Source organism: Methylobacterium variabile (assembly GCF_001043975.1).
In the GTDB taxonomy this organism is placed as follows: Bacteria; Pseudomonadota; Alphaproteobacteria; order Rhizobiales; family Beijerinckiaceae; genus Methylobacterium; species Methylobacterium variabile.
Genome location: NZ_LABY01000009.1, coordinates 60,795 through 77,095 on the forward strand (window position 1 = coordinate 60,795; position 16,301 = coordinate 77,095).

Consider the following 16,301-nt stretch of genomic DNA (forward strand, 5'->3'; position numbering starts at 1 on the left):
GGATATCCGTTACATACCCGCATTCGAGACGGGGTCGGTGCAGTGACAACTCCGCCCGCTGAAGCAGGCGGCTTCCCGGTGCAGCTACGCGGCAACCCGCCCGCTGACGCACCGAAGGCCGTGTCCCGGCCCGAGGCCGAAAGCCCGGTGATGCACGACCATCGCCGCCGCCACGTCGCGATCCAGCACGCACCCGCAGGCGCAGGCGTGTACTCGGGTCGAGAGCGTCTTGGCCTTGAGCGTCCCGCACTCCGGGCAGGTCTGGCTCGTTCCGCGCGGATCGACCAGCACGACCTCGGCACCGCCACTCCCAGCCATGTACCGGACGAGTTGGACGAGGAGGGACCACGCGGCGTCGTGGACAGACCGGGCAAGCATGCCTTTCTTCAGCCCGGTCAGGTCGAGGTCTTCGAACGCGATGCCCCGGTAGCGCGACACGAGGGAGCGCGAGAGCTTGTGCAGGCGATCCCGGCGCTGGCGAGCCATCTTCGCAGATCCGGCCGCCAGTCGGGCCTTGGCCTTCAGGCGACGCCTGCCGCCCCGCCTGCATCGGACGAGGGCGCGTTGACGACGGCGCTGTGCCTTCTGCGCCCTGCGGGCGTGGCGCGGGGCCTCGACCATCTCGCCGTCGCTGGTCGCGATCAGGCTGCCGAGACCGAGGTCGATCCCGACCGTGCCGCTCCCGCACGCCTCTCCGAACGTGGCCTCGACGCTGAAGACCACGTACCACTTGCCCTGCTGGCGGGTGAGGATCGCGGTGGCGAGCTTCGCGCCCGGCGGTAGGTCCCGATGCCAGACGGCCTTGATCCCGCCCGGCACGCCGACGACGCCGATGCGCCGATCTTTCTTCACGCTCAGCCCGTCGCCGACCCGGAAGGTCGCGGCGTGGTAGCGCGCGGAGGCGCGGTATCGCGGGAAGCCGCGCCCGCGTTTGAAGAAGGCCGTGAAGGTCTGGTCGAGGCGGCGCAGCACCTGTTGCAGGGCGGAGAAGGACCAGCGGGCGAGGCCGTCACGGTCGGCGGCACGGCATGCCTTCAACTCGGCCGCCTGATGTCCGTAGCGCAAGCCGATCCCGCGGCGTCGGTGGGCTTCGATACGCTGCTGCAAGCACGCATTGTACAGACCGCAGAAGTCGCGGAGCATACCGTCGAGCCCGGCGCTCTGAGACCTATTCGGCCTAAGCCGATACTTGTAGGAACGCACCGCCATCGCTCAGGCGCCCTTCTGCGCGGCGATGTAGGCTTCGACCGTTTTGGCACTGACGTGCCCGACGCTGCCCGCGTAGTACGAGCGGGACCAGAGCGTCGGCGAGCGCGAGCGGAGCGCCGGGAACTCCTGGCGCATCAGCCGGGAGGATCGACCCTTGAAGCGGTTGACGATCTCGGCGACCGCGAGCGTCGGGTCGGCCTCCACGAACAGGTGGACGTGATCCGGCATCACCTCGACGGCGTGGACGATCATTTCGGTCTCGGTGGCAATCTCGCCGATGATCTCCTTGAGGCGCGCGTCGTAGGGCGGCACCGGCACCTTGCGGCGGTACTTTGGGCACCACACGAGGTGGTATTTCAGGCTGAAGGTTGCGCCCGCATTGCGCCGGTATCGGGGCATGCCAAACGCTACATGTTTGGCAGGGGTCCAACGCAACCCCGCGGCACCGCCGCATTCCCCCGTCGCCTGAAGGCGGCGGTCCCCTGTGGAGCCTAGTTATGGCCTGGTGGTCCGGCAGGTGCGACTGGACGCTTGGCAAGACGGGCGGTCCCCGGCTTTCTGGCTCGCCTGCCCTCCCGAAGCGTTCCGGCACCGAAGCGATGCCCCGGCGCGGGCGATGCCACGGCCGACTCGTCCCCCGCGCCAGCGAGATCGTCGAGGATCGGGCAGTCGGGGCGGTGGTCGCCCCCGCAGTGCTCGGCAAGGTCCGACAGCGTGCGCACCATCGCCTGCAGTTCCTCGATCTTCCTGTTCAGCGCCGCCACGTGCTCCAGCGCCACGGCCTTGACCTGCGCGCTCGCCCGGTCCCGGTCGCGCCAGAGGGCCAGCAGCCCGGCGATCTGCTCGACGGAGAACCCGAGGTCGCGGCCGCGGCGGATGAAGCGAAGCGCGTGCACGTCGGCCTCGCCGTAGCGGCGGTAGCCGGAGGCCGAGCGCCCGGCCTTCACGATCAGGCCGATGCTCTCGTAGTACCGGATCATCTTGGCCGAGACACCCGACGCGTCGGCGGCCTGCCCGATGTTCAACATGGCGATGCTCCGTTCACTCCGCCGGGGCCATCCGCCCCGGCGCCGGGACGAGCCCGGCTCTCCCTTCGCCATCCGGGCCCGGGATGGCCGGGGGCGAGAAGCGCCTCAGGCGCAAGGCGTTCGCGACCACGAACACGCTGGACAAAGCCATCGCGCCGGCAGCCAGGACGGGCGACAGCATCATCCCGTTCAAGGGATACAGCACGCCCGCCGCGACCGGGAGAAGGGCGACGTTGTAGGCGAAGGCCCAGAACAGGTTCTGACGGATGTTGCGCATCACCGCCCGCGACACCGCGACTGCGTTCACGACCCCGCGCAGGTCGCCCGACATCAGGACGACGCCGGCGCTCTCGACGGCAACGTCCGTGCCGGTCCCGACCGCGAGGCCGACGTCGGCCTCGGCGAGGGCGGGAGCGTCGTTGATGCCGTCCCCCACGAAGGCGACCTTGCCTCCGGCGGTTGCGCGAAGCCCCCTCACGGCCGCGACCTTGCCGTCGGGGAGCACCTCCGCGATGACCTCGTCGATCCCGACCTTGCGGGCGACGGCCTCGGCGGTCCGGCGGTTGTCGCCCGTGACCATCGCCACCCTCAGCCCGAGCGCCCGGAGGGCCTCGACCGCGGCCGGCGAGGTCTCCCGCACCGGGTCGGCGACGGCGAGGATGGCAACGGGCCGGCCGTCGACCGCAGCGTAGAGAGGGCTTTTGCCCTCCCGGCCAAGCCGGGCCGCCTCGGGCGTGAAGCCGGAAACGTCGTATCCGAGGCGGGCCATGAACCGGTCGGCGCCCACCTCCACCTTGCGACCCGCCGTGCGGCCGGAGACGCCGAAGCCCGGAACCGCCTCGAACTCCTCCACGGTGCCGATATGCAGCTCACGGCGCCTCGCCGCCTTCACGACCGCGGCGCCGAGAGGGTGCTCCGAGCGGGCCTCGACCGCGGCGACCAGGGCCAGCACCTCGTCGCCGTCGAAGCCTGCCGCCGGCTCGAGGTCGTTCAGCTCCGGACGCCCCTCCGTGAGCGTCCCGGTCTTGTCGAACGCCACGATGCCCACGTCGCGAAGGGCCTGGAGCGCGTCGCCGTGCCGGAAGAGAACGCCGAGTTCGGCGGCGCGGCCCGTCCCGACCATGATCGAGGTCGGCGTGGCGAGGCCCATCGCGCAGGGGCAGGCGATGATCAGGACCGCGACGGCATTCACCAGGGCGAGGCCGAGGGCCGGCGCCGGGCCGAACGCCATCCAGACGAGGAACGTCGCGGCGGCCGCCGCCATGACGGCGGGGACGAACCAGCCGGTCACGCGGTCGACGGCGGCCTGGATCGGGAGCTTCGAGCCCTGCGCCTCCTCGACCATGCGCACGATGCGCGCGAGCACCGTATCGCCGCCCACGCCCGTGACCCGGAAGTCGAACCCTCCGGTCGCGTTCACGGTGCCTCCGACGACCATGTCGCCCGGACTCTTGGCGACCGGGACGGGTTCGCCGGTGATCATCGCCTCGTCGACGTGGCTGGAGCCGGCGACGACCTCGCCGTCGACCGCGACCCTCTCGCCGGGCCGCACCCGGACGACGTCGCCGACGCGCAGGGCGGCAACGTCCACCTCGGCCTCGCCGCCGTCCCGGAGGACGCGCGCCGTCTCCGGCGCGAGCGACACCAGCCGCTCGATGGCGGCGCCCGTGCGCCCCTTCGCCCGCGCTTCGAGGTAGCGCCCGAGCAAGACGAGGAAGACGATGACGGCCGCCGCCTCGTAGTAGACATTCCCGGTGCCCGCCGGCAGCAGACCGGGAAGGAAGGTCGCGACCAGCGAGTAGCCGTAGGCCGCACTCGTGCCGAGAGCCACGAGGGAGTTCATGTCCGGGTGCCCGCGCAGCAGCGCCGGGACACCCTTCCGCAGGAAGCGCAAGCCCGGGCCGAACAGGACGAGGCCCGCGAGCGCCGCCTGGACGGTCCAGCTCGCGCGCGTGCCGATCGTCCCTGCAACCCAACCGTGGACGGCGGGGACGAGGTGCGACCCCATCTCGACTGCGAACAACGGGAGCGCGAGGGCGAGCGCGACCAGCAGGTCGCGGCGCAGGCCGGCCGCCTCGCCCTCGCGTGCCTCGCGCGCCGGATCGGTGCCCCGGCCTTGCCCAATTCCCCGTGCCTCGTAGCCCGTCTCCTCCACGGCCTCCAGGAGGTCCGCCTCCGTGACCGCGCCCGCCGGGTGACGCACCGTCGCGCGTCCCGTGGCCAGGTTCACGGCGGCGCCTGTCACCCCGGGGACGCGGGCAAGGGCCCGCTCGACGCGCGAGACGCAGGACGCGCAGGTCATGCCGGCGACGGCGACCTCGGTCCGGGCCTCCGGCACGGCGTAGCCCACCTCCTCGATGGCTCGGACGGCGGCCGGTGCGTCGGGGGGGCCGGAGAAGCGCACGTGGGCGCGTGCGGTCGCCAGGTTGACCGTCGCGTCGGCGACGCCGGGAAGCCGTCCGAGCGCGGCCTCGACCCGCCCGACGCAGGATGCGCAGCTCATGCCTTCGACGGTCAGGCTGAGTTGCCGCCCCAGGCCGGCATGGCGTCTGGAAGTTTGGACGACGTCTTGGCCCATGGCCGGTGCCCTCCTCTGTCGCGGCTTCCTCGGACAGATGGGGGTTCCAACGATGGGAAGGTCAAGATGGCCCCGGCGATGCGGGGCACCTGGACGACTGGACCGGGTCCGTGCCTGCCAAGGGAGCGGCCACCTCCCTTGACATTCCTATGGTTGGAAGGTTCATATGGGGCGGGAACGCGCGAGAAGGGAGACAGTGATGCTGCGTTTCCACGTGTCCAACATGAGCTGCGGCGGCTGCGCCAAAGGCGTCACGCGCGCCGTCCAGGGCCTCGACGGCGACGCGAAGATCGACATCGACCTGCCGAGCCGGGAGATCACCGTCCGCGGCGCGGTCGACGCGCCGGGAGTGGTGGCGGCGCTCAAGCGGGCCGGGTACGAGGCCCGGACGCTGGGGGCCTGACGCACGCGCCCGAGGGGTCCATCGGCAGGGAATGCCGAGACCCCTGCGGCCCGTGGCTTGCGTTGTGCGGCCCGGCCGTGAGACATTTCGCGCAGGCGTGTTTCGAAGCGGACGAACCTTGCTTTCGTTGAGGACCCTCCTGCTCGCGGTGGTTGCGGCGTGCCTGGCCGCCTTCCCGGCTGGCTTCTGGCGCGCATCCGCGCCCGTCGGGGTGACCGCATCCCAGAGAGCGAATGGCTTCCAGTACGTGCGTGGCGGGACGGCCCACCTCCACGGCATGGCCGTACACTACGAGAACGTCCGGGCGTCCGTCGCGGCCGAGCCCGGGGACGACGCCTGCATGCATCACGCGTCCGGCGGCAGGGGCTGTGCCCCTACCTGTTGCGGCTTCGCCTGCCACGCCTTCGAGCCGGCGCTCCCGCCCGGGCTCATGGCTTATCCCAGCCGCACATCCGATTGCTGCGTCGTGGACGACGAGCAAGTCGACGGCTGCACGCCTTTGCGCATCGAGCGCCCACCCAGGGCGGCCTGAACCGGGACGGGTCCCCTTCCCTCCCGCGCGATGGCATCCGTCGATGGAGCCCGTCGCATCGCCAGGTCGATGGTTCGCATCCTTGCCCGCAGGCAAGGCCAAGTGCCGTACCTGACCTCCTTCGGCCGTCTGCCTGACGCTGACCGGCGCCGCGACGGGAACGGCCTCTCCATCGCAGCGGGCGACGGAGCGGCATGGCGGGACCACCGACCGCCGCTCATCCGCGTTTCCGAAAAGGACTGCCCGGCGCCGCGCTCCGCCTGCCTGTGTGGCGAGGCCCGCGTCGGTCGATCGTGCCGAGCGTCCGACCAGGCCAACGCACCAGGATTGACTTGCGATGATCACGAACTTGTTCCGGGCATTTGCCGCGACGGGGGCGTCTGCCCTCATGGCCAGCACCGCCCTGTCGCACGACGAGGGCGCCACGGCGGGCGAGATCCACATCGAGGGGATCGCCGCCACGCCGGCGAGATCCGGCGAAACGAGCCGGGTCACGTTCACCATCGAGAACGACGGGCCGGACCGGGCCGTGCTGTTGGGACTGCTCCTCACCACGGGCGAACCATCGCAGGTGCGCGGGTTCCTGGGCGTGAGCCATAGCGCCGCGATTGCCGGCGTGGGCGTCGAAGCCGGCGACGTCTACCGGCTCGGCGACCGCACGGCGTGGATCGATGTCGGACCCCTCCGGCATGATCTGCCGGAGGGCGCGAGGGTCCCGGCCGTCGTCCGGTTCGACCGCTTCGACGTGCCGGTCACGTTGCATGTGGGCGGCCCACCCGCCGCCCGGACGTCCCGGTGAGCGGAATGCCCCCACCTCCGGCATCGTCGGCCGACCCCGCCGGGCTGTTCTCGGCGGAACTGCCCGCCCGAATGGAGCAGGACTTCGAGCGGCGGGCGCTGGCTCCGCGGCTCGGGGTCGTCCTCATCCTCCTGCTGGGTGCCCTCGCCGACTACGGCCACGGCAACCGCGCGGGCCACTGGGTCGTGCTCGGGGCCTACGGCGTCGTCACGCTGCTGGCAGCTGCCGGCGCCCGGGCGCGGTCCGACCGCATCCGCGCCTGGCTCCCGCTCGTGGCCACGTGCGCCGATGCGGCCATCGCGGTGTACGTCGTCGCCGACCACGTGCCGCGGTATGCCGGCGAGGCCCATCTCGCGACCGACGCGGTCAGCCTCCTGCCGGCGTACTTGTTCCTGCTGCAGACCGGCATGCGTCTCCGGCCCCGGCTCGCCGCACTCTTCGCGGCGCTCGTTGCCGCCGGGTGGGCGGCCGCGCTGGCCCTGCTCATGGACCCCGCGCGTCTCGGGCCGGACGGCGCCCGCGTCCTGGTCCGCCAGGGCATGGGCCTTGCCGCCTTCGCGGTCGCGTCGGGCTTCGTCGTGGCGACGGCCGCGTGGATGCGTGCCTCGGCCGCAGCGGCGTTGCGCGCCGGGGAGGAACGGCTGATGCTGTCCAGGTTCCTGCCGGACGGCGTAGCCACGGAGGTCGTCCGAACTGGCGGCACGGCCTCCGTGGCCGAGCGCCATGCGACCCTGCTCGGCGTGGATCTTCGGGGCTCCTCGGCGCTCGCCAGGACGTATCCGCCCGCGCTCTCCGTCGCCTGGCTGCTGGACTTCCGGCGCCTCGTCCACGACGCGGTGACGATCCACGGCGGCGTGGTCGACAAGTACGTCGGCGACGGAGTGCTGGCGCTGTTCCTCGACGGCGACGCCGGCGAGCAGGCCGCACGGGCCGTGGCCGCCGCGGAGGCGACGCTCGAGACCTTGGCCACGTTGAACCGCGAGCGGCACAGAGCCGGGTGCCCGACGCTGCGGGTCATCGCCGCCCTGCACTGCGGCCCGGTCCTGGCCGGCGTGTTCGACGATGGCCGGCGTGCCGAGTTCACGGTGCTCGGGACGGTCATGAACGACCTGCCGCGGATCGAGCGGCGTGCCAAGGAGGACGACCTGGACGTGGTCGTCAGCGCGGACGTCCTGCGTCAGCTCGGTGCCGAGGCGCCCGAACGGCTGGATGCCCGCCCGTTGCCGGCCTCGGGAGAGCCGACGCTGCCGCGCCTTTTCGCACTCCGCCCCGGCGCAACCGGGCAGGGGCCGGAGGATGGCGCGCGCGGCCTCCCGTCGGCTTCGTCCACCATGCTCGCCAAGCCGGTGGATGCGCCGTGAACGCCTCCCTGCCGTCCGGGACGGCCATTCTCCCCTCCCACGGCAACGGCACGCGCGAACTTGTCGGCGTCGGCCGGGGGAACGTCGCCGCACCCGCTCGGGAAGCGCGGCGAGCTTCCGTCCGCTCCTCGCGAGCGGCGAACGGAACGAGCTCGGGACCATGACGCGCCCCGCCAAGCGCTGCCTTGAAGGCATCCCGTTGCTGCGCTCGTCCTGGGCCGACCTGTCGCCGGTAGACCCACGGGCGGCTGAGATGGCGCAGGCCTACCTCGCCCTCGTCGACGCCGCCCTAACCCGGTCTCGTCCGATCCTTTCGCCTTGTGGGCTCCGCCGTGTCGGGCGACTTCCGACCTGGAGCGGGCGACGTGAACTTCGTCGCCGGGACGCATGGTCCGGCTCCCGCCCATGCGGTCAAATCCGTTCATTGCGGCATCAGGCCCGAGCATCCGCTTCTCGCTCCTCGACGGGATCTACGTGACTGTGGAGGAGGTGCTCCTCGGGACGTGGGCGGTGACCGGGCCGCGCGTTCGACGCGGTCGGTTCCGCCCCGCCGGGTCGCATGGGCGCCGGGCACTGGACCGGTACGCGTTCGCGACCGGCGCGTGGGCGGCCCGAGGGTCGACACCGATGGGGCTGGAGCATCGAATCCCGTTGCGGGACGTCAACAGCGATCTCATGCTGCGGGCCTGGGAGGCGTTCTCCCTGCTCCTCGTTACCGCGCGCTTGCACTTCACCCTGCTCACCGGGCGACTGACGACGAAGACCGATGCCGACCCGTACGGGCTGATGACGTTCCCGCAGTGCTGGGCGCCGATCCTCGACCAGGCCTTGGCCGTCCGGCGGGACGGCGCGAACTCCCCGGCGGCCCTCCGGCCCGGGGACGTCGCAGCTTTCACGGCCATGGTAGCCACGGACATGCAGGAACTCGCCCTGGACGCGCGCGGATGACGCATGCCGATCAAACGATCAGGTAGACTGCCACAGCCGTGAGAACGAGGGTCAGAGCACACTTCCAATATGGAAAGCGGCTCGACGCCGCTTCCTCCGTCTCGGTGTCGTACCAGAGCGCATCATCCTGATGTGTCACGACGGCTTCCCTCGGTGCGGCTCCTGCCGGAATGGAGCACTCCCACCGAGAGCGTCAGGTCTCGGCGTTTAAGAATGGAAAATGCCGTCCAGTGGAACGGCGACAGGTCGCTGCGCGCTCGCGACTCGAGGTTAACTGGGGCATCGGAAGGATTAGGGTGACGGGGGGTGGCCACGAGGCTTTCCGTCGTTTGTTCCAGCTATGTTCTTGCACGATGCCATTGCCGCCGCCAAAGGCTACGTCTTAGGTTCGACGAGTTCCTGCGGGGCCTCGGTGGGGCCGATTATCGGCAGACTTCCCTCTCCTACCGACAAACTTCCGCGTGCTCACACCGGGCGAGGTGGAGAAGAACCCTGCCGCCACTCCCATGCCCCGAGGCGCTGCCGGCCATGTGGAAGGACGGAGCGGTGCCCGATGCAGACGTTCTCGGACGTCTGCGACAGGCGGGGACGTAGCGGTAGGTTCATCGGACAATCATGTCGGCGGCCCTCGACCTCCGTCGACCACACCCGGAGCTGGCCTCCAGGTCCGAGCGCCCGGCGTCCGCGCCGGACTGCGCGGTGTCGCGACTTGGCCACCGCCGTCGACCGGGACTTGTGCTCCGCCCGACGGCGGTCAGGCGTTCGGCTCAAGCCGGGCCCGCCCGTGCGACGAACAATCGGCTTGCGGGGCTACTACCCAGCTTTCCCCGACTGCCGAAGATGTTGAGTCAGCCTGTCCCTCAACAGAGACGGTTCGGACAGGCCGCGCGTGCCCTAGCCGCGCTTGTCGGGAGATTGCTGACCGGATCCGCCCTGGTTCTGCCGGTCCATCATGGTCTGCATCATCTTGTTGCAGTTCTCCATCATCTTCGACATCTCCTGCATCATCGGCATCATGCCGCCGCCCTGCATCGTGCCGTGGTCCATCATGCCCTTTTCCGAGGGAGTGTAGGGCGATGTGGCGCTCTCGGCCGAGGCGCCCGCGACGCCGGCGACAAGGGCTGCGCCGAGGATGGAAACGTGCGCGAGCTTCGAGATCTTCAACATGTTTTCTCCTTCCATCGGTTGGTTCCAAGGTAGTTCGCCTCCGCGCTGCTCGTGCGCGAAGACCTTCGGGTCGCTGTTCCCGAACTCGTGGACCGTGAACAGCTCCGTCCTCTCGCCGTCCCAGCCACTCGATTCTGCGGGCATGCTGGGCAGCAAGATGCCGCTGATGGTCGGGCGCCCTGCCGGTAGCCGCTCGACGTGGGCCATGGGCCCGTGTCCCTCGACGGCGTAGCCGTCCATGAGGGGGTGTGGCAGCCTCGAAGCGCCTCGGGTACGCCGTGCCCGCTCTTGAGCGCCGTCGGCGGCAGCGGCCTTATGCTCACCGGAACGTCGCTGCGCCGGAGCACCTCGACGTAGGCGTCGCAGCACCGACATGGCGGGTTCTTGTAGCGAACGGGGGATCGAGACTTGGCTTTCGCTGGCGCGGTGCCCGCCAGGTGACGTGCCGGGATCGTGCGTCGTCCAGTCATCTCACGCCCTCCCGCCCGGTTCTTTTCACAGGACCGGGGTGATCGACCGGAGGGTGGGGAGGCTTTTGACTCCGCTCGGCGTGAACTTGGCCTTCTCGCTTGATCTGACCTTCGTGAGATTGACCGATTGCGCCGCCTGCATCTCCGGCCCCATCGCCGTCCAACCGACCGCCGAGATCGGCTGATGATAGAGCGTGACTCCGTGATGACCTGCGTTCACGGCTGCGACCCTGCCCGCGGCGCCGACGGTTCGGCCCCTCGGGCCGTCAGTGCCGGCGTTTCCGCTCATGCCCGGCATGTCGCCCATCGTCGAGGGCGGTGCGGCCTGGAACTGCACTGCGCCAGCGGGAATCAGGGCAGCCGCGGCGGCGAGAGTTCCGGTCCCGCGTGGCTGGCCGAGGTCGAGCATCGTCATCGCTTCTCTCCGTGGGCCGGCGGATCCCGGCGACCGCTGTGACGTCCGACACGGAAGCCTGAAAACCTCTTCGTACGGGAAGTCCGCGGCAGCGGCCGCCGTCTCACAGGACTTCGGGCCCGGCGGAGGAAAGGTTACGAGCAGCGTTCGCTCCCCGTGCGGCGAACTGTCGAGGCATTGGACCAGTCAGCACCGGTCTCCGGCTCCCGCAGGTGATCAGGGCTCCCGCCGGCACCGGCTCGTGCTGCCGAGCTCGCCATCCGGGAAGGCGCCGGGATGGCGAAGCGCACCCGCTCCCGTCACCCGGAAGAAGTCCGCGAACGGGCCGACCTGCCGCGGGCTCGCTTCGCCGAGCGGAGTTGCCTCACAGACCGCGTGCTGGTGCGTCGAGGCAGAGCCGACGAGGGCGGAGCCGGCCCAGGTGCCGGTGCAACCGAAGGCCCGCCGTCGGTGGCACGCGGAACGCATCAGCCCTTCGCCGGCGAGCTGCTCAGGCCCGTTCAGGCCGGTTCACCAAGCTTGGCGACTTGGCCTCCGACGACGTCGGCATTGTAGTAGCTCCTGAAACGGTCGTGGTTCGCGAGAGGAGCCGGCCGGTACGGGGACACGCCGTCGCACTGCACGACCGAGGGAAGGGCGAAGCGCTCGTCGACGCTCGGGTGCATGGTTGCGTCGGGCTTGATGTCCCTGTCCTTGGTCTCCCAGGACTTGCCCTGCGCCCAGCGCCGCACCCATCCCGGCACCCACGAGGCCGAGACGCGGGCCTCGACGGCGTCGCGCATGCCGGCGACCTCGCAGTGCTGCACGCCGGCGGCGGAGGGGTGCAGCCGCAGACGCGGGATCTGCATCACCTCGACCGGATGGCGCGGATCGGTCACGATCGGCATCCCGTCGATCTTGAGGCCGCCGGGAACGCCGACCGCCTGCTCCAGCATCCACTTGAGCGCGATGTCGGACAGGCGGGATTCGGTCTCGTCGTAGCTGCCGCCGATGTCCGAGTGGTTGCCGGCGAACCAGAGCTGACGGAATTGATCGGGTGACCCGGGCGCCCGCGGCGGAACGACTTCGGTCGGGCCCCACTTCACCCGGTCGAAGTCCTTGCGTCGTTCGTCGATGGCGATGGCCGCGCGGGCGTAGCCGACCTGGGCGCTGAGAAGCCGGTCGAAGTTCTCGCCCTTCCACTCCGCCACATGGCTCTTCGACTTGCCGGGTTCCGGCCAGTTCTCGATGGTCTTGGTCTTCGCGGCGACCAGTCGACGCCGTACCGCGTAGGCGCCCGCAGCCGACGCGGCGACGAGGACGCCCGCGGTGATCAGGTCCGCTTCCCAGAAAGGCCCGTCGAACAGGTACGAGACACCCCCGACCAGGGCGGAGGTCACCGCGATGGCGACGCCGAGCGGGATGACGACCGCGGCCGCCAGGCCCGCCTTGATCAGAGTGCGCTTCGGGCCCGCGACACCCAAGGCGGCAACCGTGTCGAACGTCCCGACGAAGTAGGGCTCGACGTTGGACTTGCCGCCGCCGTCGGCATGGTCCGAGCCGTACCTCGCCCGGAACCGCCGCGAGAGCTCGTGCCGCTCCGCGTCGAAGTCCGCGCGGGGATGCCCGGCGCCGTGCTCCAGGACCGTCTCGACGGCCTCGCGCGCGATGTCCCGCGTCATCTTGCGGAAGCGCAGCAGCGGGCCGTCCGCGCCCTTGGTCGGCACGCCGCAGTACATGAGCAGGTTCGCCACGCACCGGACCGTGTAGGCCCCGCGGCTGAAGCCGATCAGGTAGATGCGGTCGCCCGGCTCGTAGTGGTCGATGACGAAGCGGTAGCAGTCCGCGATGTTCGTGGCGATGCCGCGGCCCGAGAGGGAGGCGGCCATCTTCTGCGCGAACCTGACGGGGGCGGTGAGCGCCGTGGCGCCGATGTCGGTGCCCAGTCCCGGGTCGTAGAAGGCCACCTGCTCCGAAGGGTCGATGCCGCTCTCCGGGCCGACCTTGCAGACCCGGTACATCTTGTAGACGTTGCTGACGCGCTGTTCGGGCCGCACGCCCCCGTCCTGTCCCGTACCGTCCGAGAAGACCACGATGTTCTTGGCCATGACGCGCCTTGTTCGGAGCACAGGGTCGCGGGCCCGTCGGGCGACGGGCCCGCCGCGAGCGCGTCAGCGCTCCTTGCGCACGCCCTTGAAGGGAGTGCCGTCCTTCTTGCCATCCATGAAGCGGCCCGTGTCCGCGTTCCGCTTCGTCCAGGTCTCGGTGACCGGGTTGAAGACCTGGGAGCGGTCGCGGACCATGCCGTTGCGGTGCCCGTCGCCGGAAGGAGGGTTCGTTGCCATGTCGATGCTCGCGTCGGGGCCCGCGCAAACGTGGCGCGGCCCGGGATGCGTCAGAGCTTGCCCGCGGTCCGAGGCCGATGGCGCCGGGACGGCCGGGAAGCCCTGATGCTCAAGCCCCCGGTGCGAGATTGCGACGGCGCCCCTTGGTCCGAGTACGCACGCAACATCGTGGTTTGCGTCAATATCTTGCAAACCCGCAAAATGCAAGATAAGGCCGCGCTAGAGGAACATCATGCCATCCGCATCGACCGGCATCCGGCTGAAGGCCCTCCGCGAGCAGCGTGGCATGTCCCAGGAAGAGCTCTCGCGCCTCTTCGGCTTCGACCATCGTCAGACCCTGCAGCAGATCGAAGCCGGCCAGCGTAAGCTGTCGGCCGAAGAGCTTGTCGCCGCCGTGCAGGCGTTCGATGTTCCGCTCGACTACTTCACGAATCCCTTCCTCATCGTCGGCGAAGCCCGCTTCTCGTGGCGGCGGGACGCGGGTACGTCCGTTGCCGACCTCGACGCCTTCGAGCGCAAGGCGGGCGAGTGGATCGGCGCCTATCGCGAGCTCGGGCTGGCCACGGGCGAGCCGATCTCGCCCATCGCGCACCGGCTGAACCTGACGCGCGCGAGCAGCTACGAGGACGCGACGGAGGCCGGCGAGGCGGTGGCGGCTTTTCTCGGACTGGGGGACGTACCATCCCAAGGCCTCGCCCAGGCCATGCAGGAGAAGATGTCGATCCTCGTCCTGATGGTCGACGTCCAGACCGGCATCTCGGGCGCCGCATGCCTCGTGAGGAACCTGGGCGCCGTCCTGGTAAACCGCCACGAGACGCCGGGGCGGCGCAACTACGACCTGGCCCACGAACTCTTCCATATCCTCACATGGGACGCGATGCCGCCGGAACGGCTCGACGACGGTGAGGGCTCCGGCAAGCTGCAGAAGCGCGTCGAGCAGATGGCCGAGAAGTTCGCCTCCGCGGTCCTGATGCCGGCGCGGCTTTTCGAAGACTGCCCGGGGGACGCGACCGACCCTGGCTGGATCAACACCACCGCAACGGAACTCGGCGTGTCGGCGAAGGCGCTCAAGTGGCGCCTGGTCGATCTCGGCCGCATCGATCGTGGTGTCGCGCTCGCCTACGACGATGGCCTGCTCGTCGACAACGGTGGGTTGGTCGGCAGGGACAGGGACGTCCCACTCCCGTTCGGTCGGCATTTCACGCAGGTCGTTGCGGAAGGCATCGAGCAGGGGTACGTCTCGGTGCGGCGCGTCGCGGCGCTGCTCGAAGTCACCATCGACGAGCTCGGCGAGCTCTTCGACGCACACGGGATCGAACGCCCGTTCGGCATGTGAGCGGGGCACGATGCCTGTCCACCGCGGCGCGGTCCTCACGGATGCCCACACCGTCGTCGGCGCCCGCCGCGTCTGCGCGTGGTGGGCGCCCTCGACCCATCGCCCGTGCGTGACGTTGGCCGAATGCTACGAGGGTGCGACGACGGACTTCCAGCTCACCACGTCGTCAGTCCGTTGCTGACCGATGCGACGGCCTCGTGGGGCTGAACATCCCAGGCATGCTCCTCGTGCCCGACTAGGCCGCGAAGCGCCTCGTCCAGCACGTCGATCTCGGGCGAGCTGTTCACCAGGACGATGACCGACGATCCATTGTGAGGGCCCGCACGCCCCACGATGCCCGTCAGCACCTCTCGCACCGCCTGCCGGCGTTGCCATCTGGCCGCCTGGTCCCGGGGCGGACGTAGATCGAGTGGAGCCTGCACGTAGGCGCAGTCCACCTCCTCGAAGAGGCGGGACACCATCGACCGGTTCAGGCCGGGAAGGTCGAAGTAGGGGTAGGTACGCGCATCCAGCACGAGCTTGTGACGGGACTGCGAGATCGCGCGTGCGAACGTTGCGCCATGGATGTCGGCCATGGGCAGGCAGAGAACGCTGTGGCGGGGGCGCAGGTCGAAGAGCGAAAGCTGCCTGGAAGCCGGCGGCACGACCGAAAAAATCTCTTCTCCACAGGAGCTTGGCTCGACAAGGCGTAGCATAGGCCGGCTCATGCTTGCAGCTCTCCCAGGCCCGATTCGAGTTCGAGGTAATGTACCCGCAAGGCTGCCGAGTGGCCACCCCAGGCAGGCTTCCCGACCCCGAAGTCCCCTGTTCTCTTGTCCTTGTAGTCACGGTCCTTCAGGAACACGCGGGCGTACATGCGAGGAGCCACTCCGACGAACGGATGAAACAGCACCTTGGAACCGGTGGCCGCAACCCGGCCGCCCTGCCGGGCAACGGCCGCCCTCTCCAAAGACCGTGCCCTCGATGGCGGTTCCCAGCCTTCCGGATCGGTGGTTATCGCGTCGCAGTGCAGGCTGATGGCTTGGCTCTTGGGGTAGGGCTCGATGTACTGAACCTCGTCGATGCCCGCGGCCACGATGTGCCTTGCGCAGTAGTGGCACGGGAACGTGCTCACGTAGAGTCTGCAGCCCTTCGGGGAGGTTCCCGTCCTGGCGGCGGCCAGGATCGCGTCCATCTCCGCATGGACGGCGCGGCTGAACTCGATCAAGCCCCCGATCTTGGTGCGTCGAAGCTCGATCAGGGTCTCGTCCTTCGTGCGGCCTTCGGCCAAGGTCGGGTACTTGTCGATCAACTCGCCGATGATGGCGTTCTGCTCCCGGTTGCTGCTGCAGAATTTGTCGGGCCGGAAGGCGCAGCGGTGGTCCGCGGCCTCCCCGTCGAAATCGGCTCCATACAGTCCGCCGCCTGCCTTCGGCACGTCGTTCGTGCCGGTCGCGACGATGTTCCCGCTCGCGTCGACCAGCGCGGCTCCGACCTGTCGCGAGAGGCACGCGCTCCGGAGTTGGGCCGAGTGGGCCTGATGCATCGCGGTCTCGCCGACGGTAGGTCGGATGACCTCGGAGGAGGTCAGCATCCGCACCAGACGCCGCAGCGGCTCGTTCATGCCGGTGTTGTTGGGGTTGTCCCCCGCATCCTTGGAATTGTCGACGAAGAAATCGGCCTCGTGGAAGGTGTCGACGACGTGCTGGCCGTGGCTTTCGGGCGCATCGGTGTCAAACGGCATCGGAACGG

At 69.8% G+C, this 16,301-nt stretch carries 15 protein-coding genes; 5 read left to right on the plus strand and 10 right to left on the minus strand.

Annotated features, from left to right (window positions below; genetic code table 11):
- Positions 1 to 84: 84 nt before the first annotated feature.
- From VQ02_RS01470 to VQ02_RS01485, 4 genes are all read right to left on the minus strand, one after another.
- Positions 85 to 1,209 (minus strand): RNA-guided endonuclease InsQ/TnpB family protein, encoded by a 1,125-nt coding sequence (locus tag VQ02_RS01470; protein WP_048442371.1) that lies wholly within the window; start codon positions 1,207 to 1,209, stop codon positions 85 to 87.
- A 3-nt stretch (positions 1,210 to 1,212) separates the two neighbouring features.
- Positions 1,213 to 1,608: an IS200/IS605 family transposase gene (gene tnpA / locus VQ02_RS01475; protein ID WP_048442372.1), complete on the minus strand. Its 396-nt coding sequence runs from the start codon at positions 1,606 to 1,608 to the stop codon at positions 1,213 to 1,215.
- Between the two features lie 92 nt (positions 1,609 to 1,700).
- Positions 1,701 to 2,234: a Cu(I)-responsive transcriptional regulator gene (gene cueR, locus VQ02_RS01480; RefSeq protein WP_209436961.1), complete on the minus strand. Its 534-nt coding sequence runs from the start codon at positions 2,232 to 2,234 to the stop codon at positions 1,701 to 1,703.
- A gap of 16 nt (positions 2,235 to 2,250) precedes the next feature.
- Positions 2,251 to 4,815 (minus strand): heavy metal translocating P-type ATPase, encoded by a 2,565-nt coding sequence (locus VQ02_RS01485; protein WP_083468978.1) that lies wholly within the window; start codon positions 4,813 to 4,815, stop codon positions 2,251 to 2,253.
- Between the two features lie 199 nt (positions 4,816 to 5,014).
- Here VQ02_RS01485 and VQ02_RS01490 point away from each other — a divergent pair, with 199 nt between their 5' ends.
- The 4 genes from VQ02_RS01490 (at position 5,015) to VQ02_RS38000 (ending at position 8,858) form a co-directional block, all read left to right on the plus strand.
- On the plus strand, positions 5,015 to 5,218 hold the full coding sequence (locus VQ02_RS01490; RefSeq protein ID WP_053080121.1) for a heavy-metal-associated domain-containing protein: 204 nt from the start codon (positions 5,015 to 5,017) through the stop codon (positions 5,216 to 5,218).
- A 920-nt stretch (positions 5,219 to 6,138) separates the two neighbouring features.
- Positions 6,139 to 6,549, plus strand: coding sequence for a hypothetical protein (locus VQ02_RS01500; RefSeq protein ID WP_157080448.1), 411 nt, complete (start codon positions 6,139 to 6,141; stop codon positions 6,547 to 6,549).
- A gap of 71 nt (positions 6,550 to 6,620) precedes the next feature.
- Positions 6,621 to 7,910, plus strand: coding sequence for an adenylate/guanylate cyclase domain-containing protein (locus VQ02_RS01505; protein ID WP_053080124.1), 1,290 nt, complete (start codon positions 6,621 to 6,623; stop codon positions 7,908 to 7,910).
- Positions 7,911 to 8,537: 627 nt separating this feature from the next.
- The gene (locus VQ02_RS38000) at positions 8,538 to 8,858 is read left to right on the plus strand and encodes an aminoglycoside adenylyltransferase domain-containing protein (RefSeq protein WP_167350694.1); all 321 of its coding nucleotides are present in this window, start codon (positions 8,538 to 8,540) and stop codon (positions 8,856 to 8,858) included.
- Positions 8,859 to 9,752: 894 nt separating this feature from the next.
- On the opposite strand, the gene VQ02_RS34545 is transcribed toward VQ02_RS38000, so the two are convergent.
- The 4 genes from VQ02_RS34545 to VQ02_RS36645 form a co-directional block, all read right to left on the minus strand.
- The gene (locus VQ02_RS34545) at positions 9,753 to 10,400 is read right to left on the minus strand and encodes a DUF411 domain-containing protein (protein ID WP_083468980.1); all 648 of its coding nucleotides are present in this window, start codon (positions 10,398 to 10,400) and stop codon (positions 9,753 to 9,755) included.
- 120 nt (positions 10,401 to 10,520) lie between these two features.
- Positions 10,521 to 10,910 (minus strand): copper-binding protein, encoded by a 390-nt coding sequence (locus VQ02_RS01520; protein WP_245239586.1) that lies wholly within the window; start codon positions 10,908 to 10,910, stop codon positions 10,521 to 10,523.
- A 500-nt stretch (positions 10,911 to 11,410) separates the two neighbouring features.
- Positions 11,411 to 12,997, minus strand: a complete 1,587-nt coding sequence (locus VQ02_RS01525) for a DUF2235 domain-containing protein (protein WP_048442377.1) — start codon at positions 12,995 to 12,997, stop codon at positions 11,411 to 11,413.
- 63 nt (positions 12,998 to 13,060) lie between these two features.
- Positions 13,061 to 13,234: a hypothetical protein gene (locus VQ02_RS36645; RefSeq protein ID WP_157080450.1), complete on the minus strand. Its 174-nt coding sequence runs from the start codon at positions 13,232 to 13,234 to the stop codon at positions 13,061 to 13,063.
- Positions 13,235 to 13,466: 232 nt separating this feature from the next.
- On the opposite strand from VQ02_RS36645, the gene VQ02_RS01530 reads away from it, so the two are divergent.
- A complete protein-coding gene (locus tag VQ02_RS01530; RefSeq protein ID WP_048442378.1) occupies positions 13,467 to 14,570 on the plus strand; it encodes an XRE family transcriptional regulator in 1,104 nt (367 codons plus the stop codon).
- 155 nt (positions 14,571 to 14,725) lie between these two features.
- Here VQ02_RS01530 and VQ02_RS01535 read toward each other — a convergent pair whose 3' ends face one another.
- Positions 14,726 to 15,277 carry a hypothetical protein gene (locus VQ02_RS01535; RefSeq protein WP_157080451.1) on the minus strand — a complete coding sequence of 184 codons (552 nt, stop codon included), beginning with the start codon at positions 15,275 to 15,277 and terminating at the stop codon, positions 14,726 to 14,728.
- The coding region (locus tag VQ02_RS01540) for a dCMP deaminase family protein (RefSeq protein ID WP_048442393.1) at positions 15,274 to 16,301 on the minus strand (1,028 nt) is incomplete at its 5' end. The genes VQ02_RS01535 and VQ02_RS01540, both read right to left, overlap by 4 nt.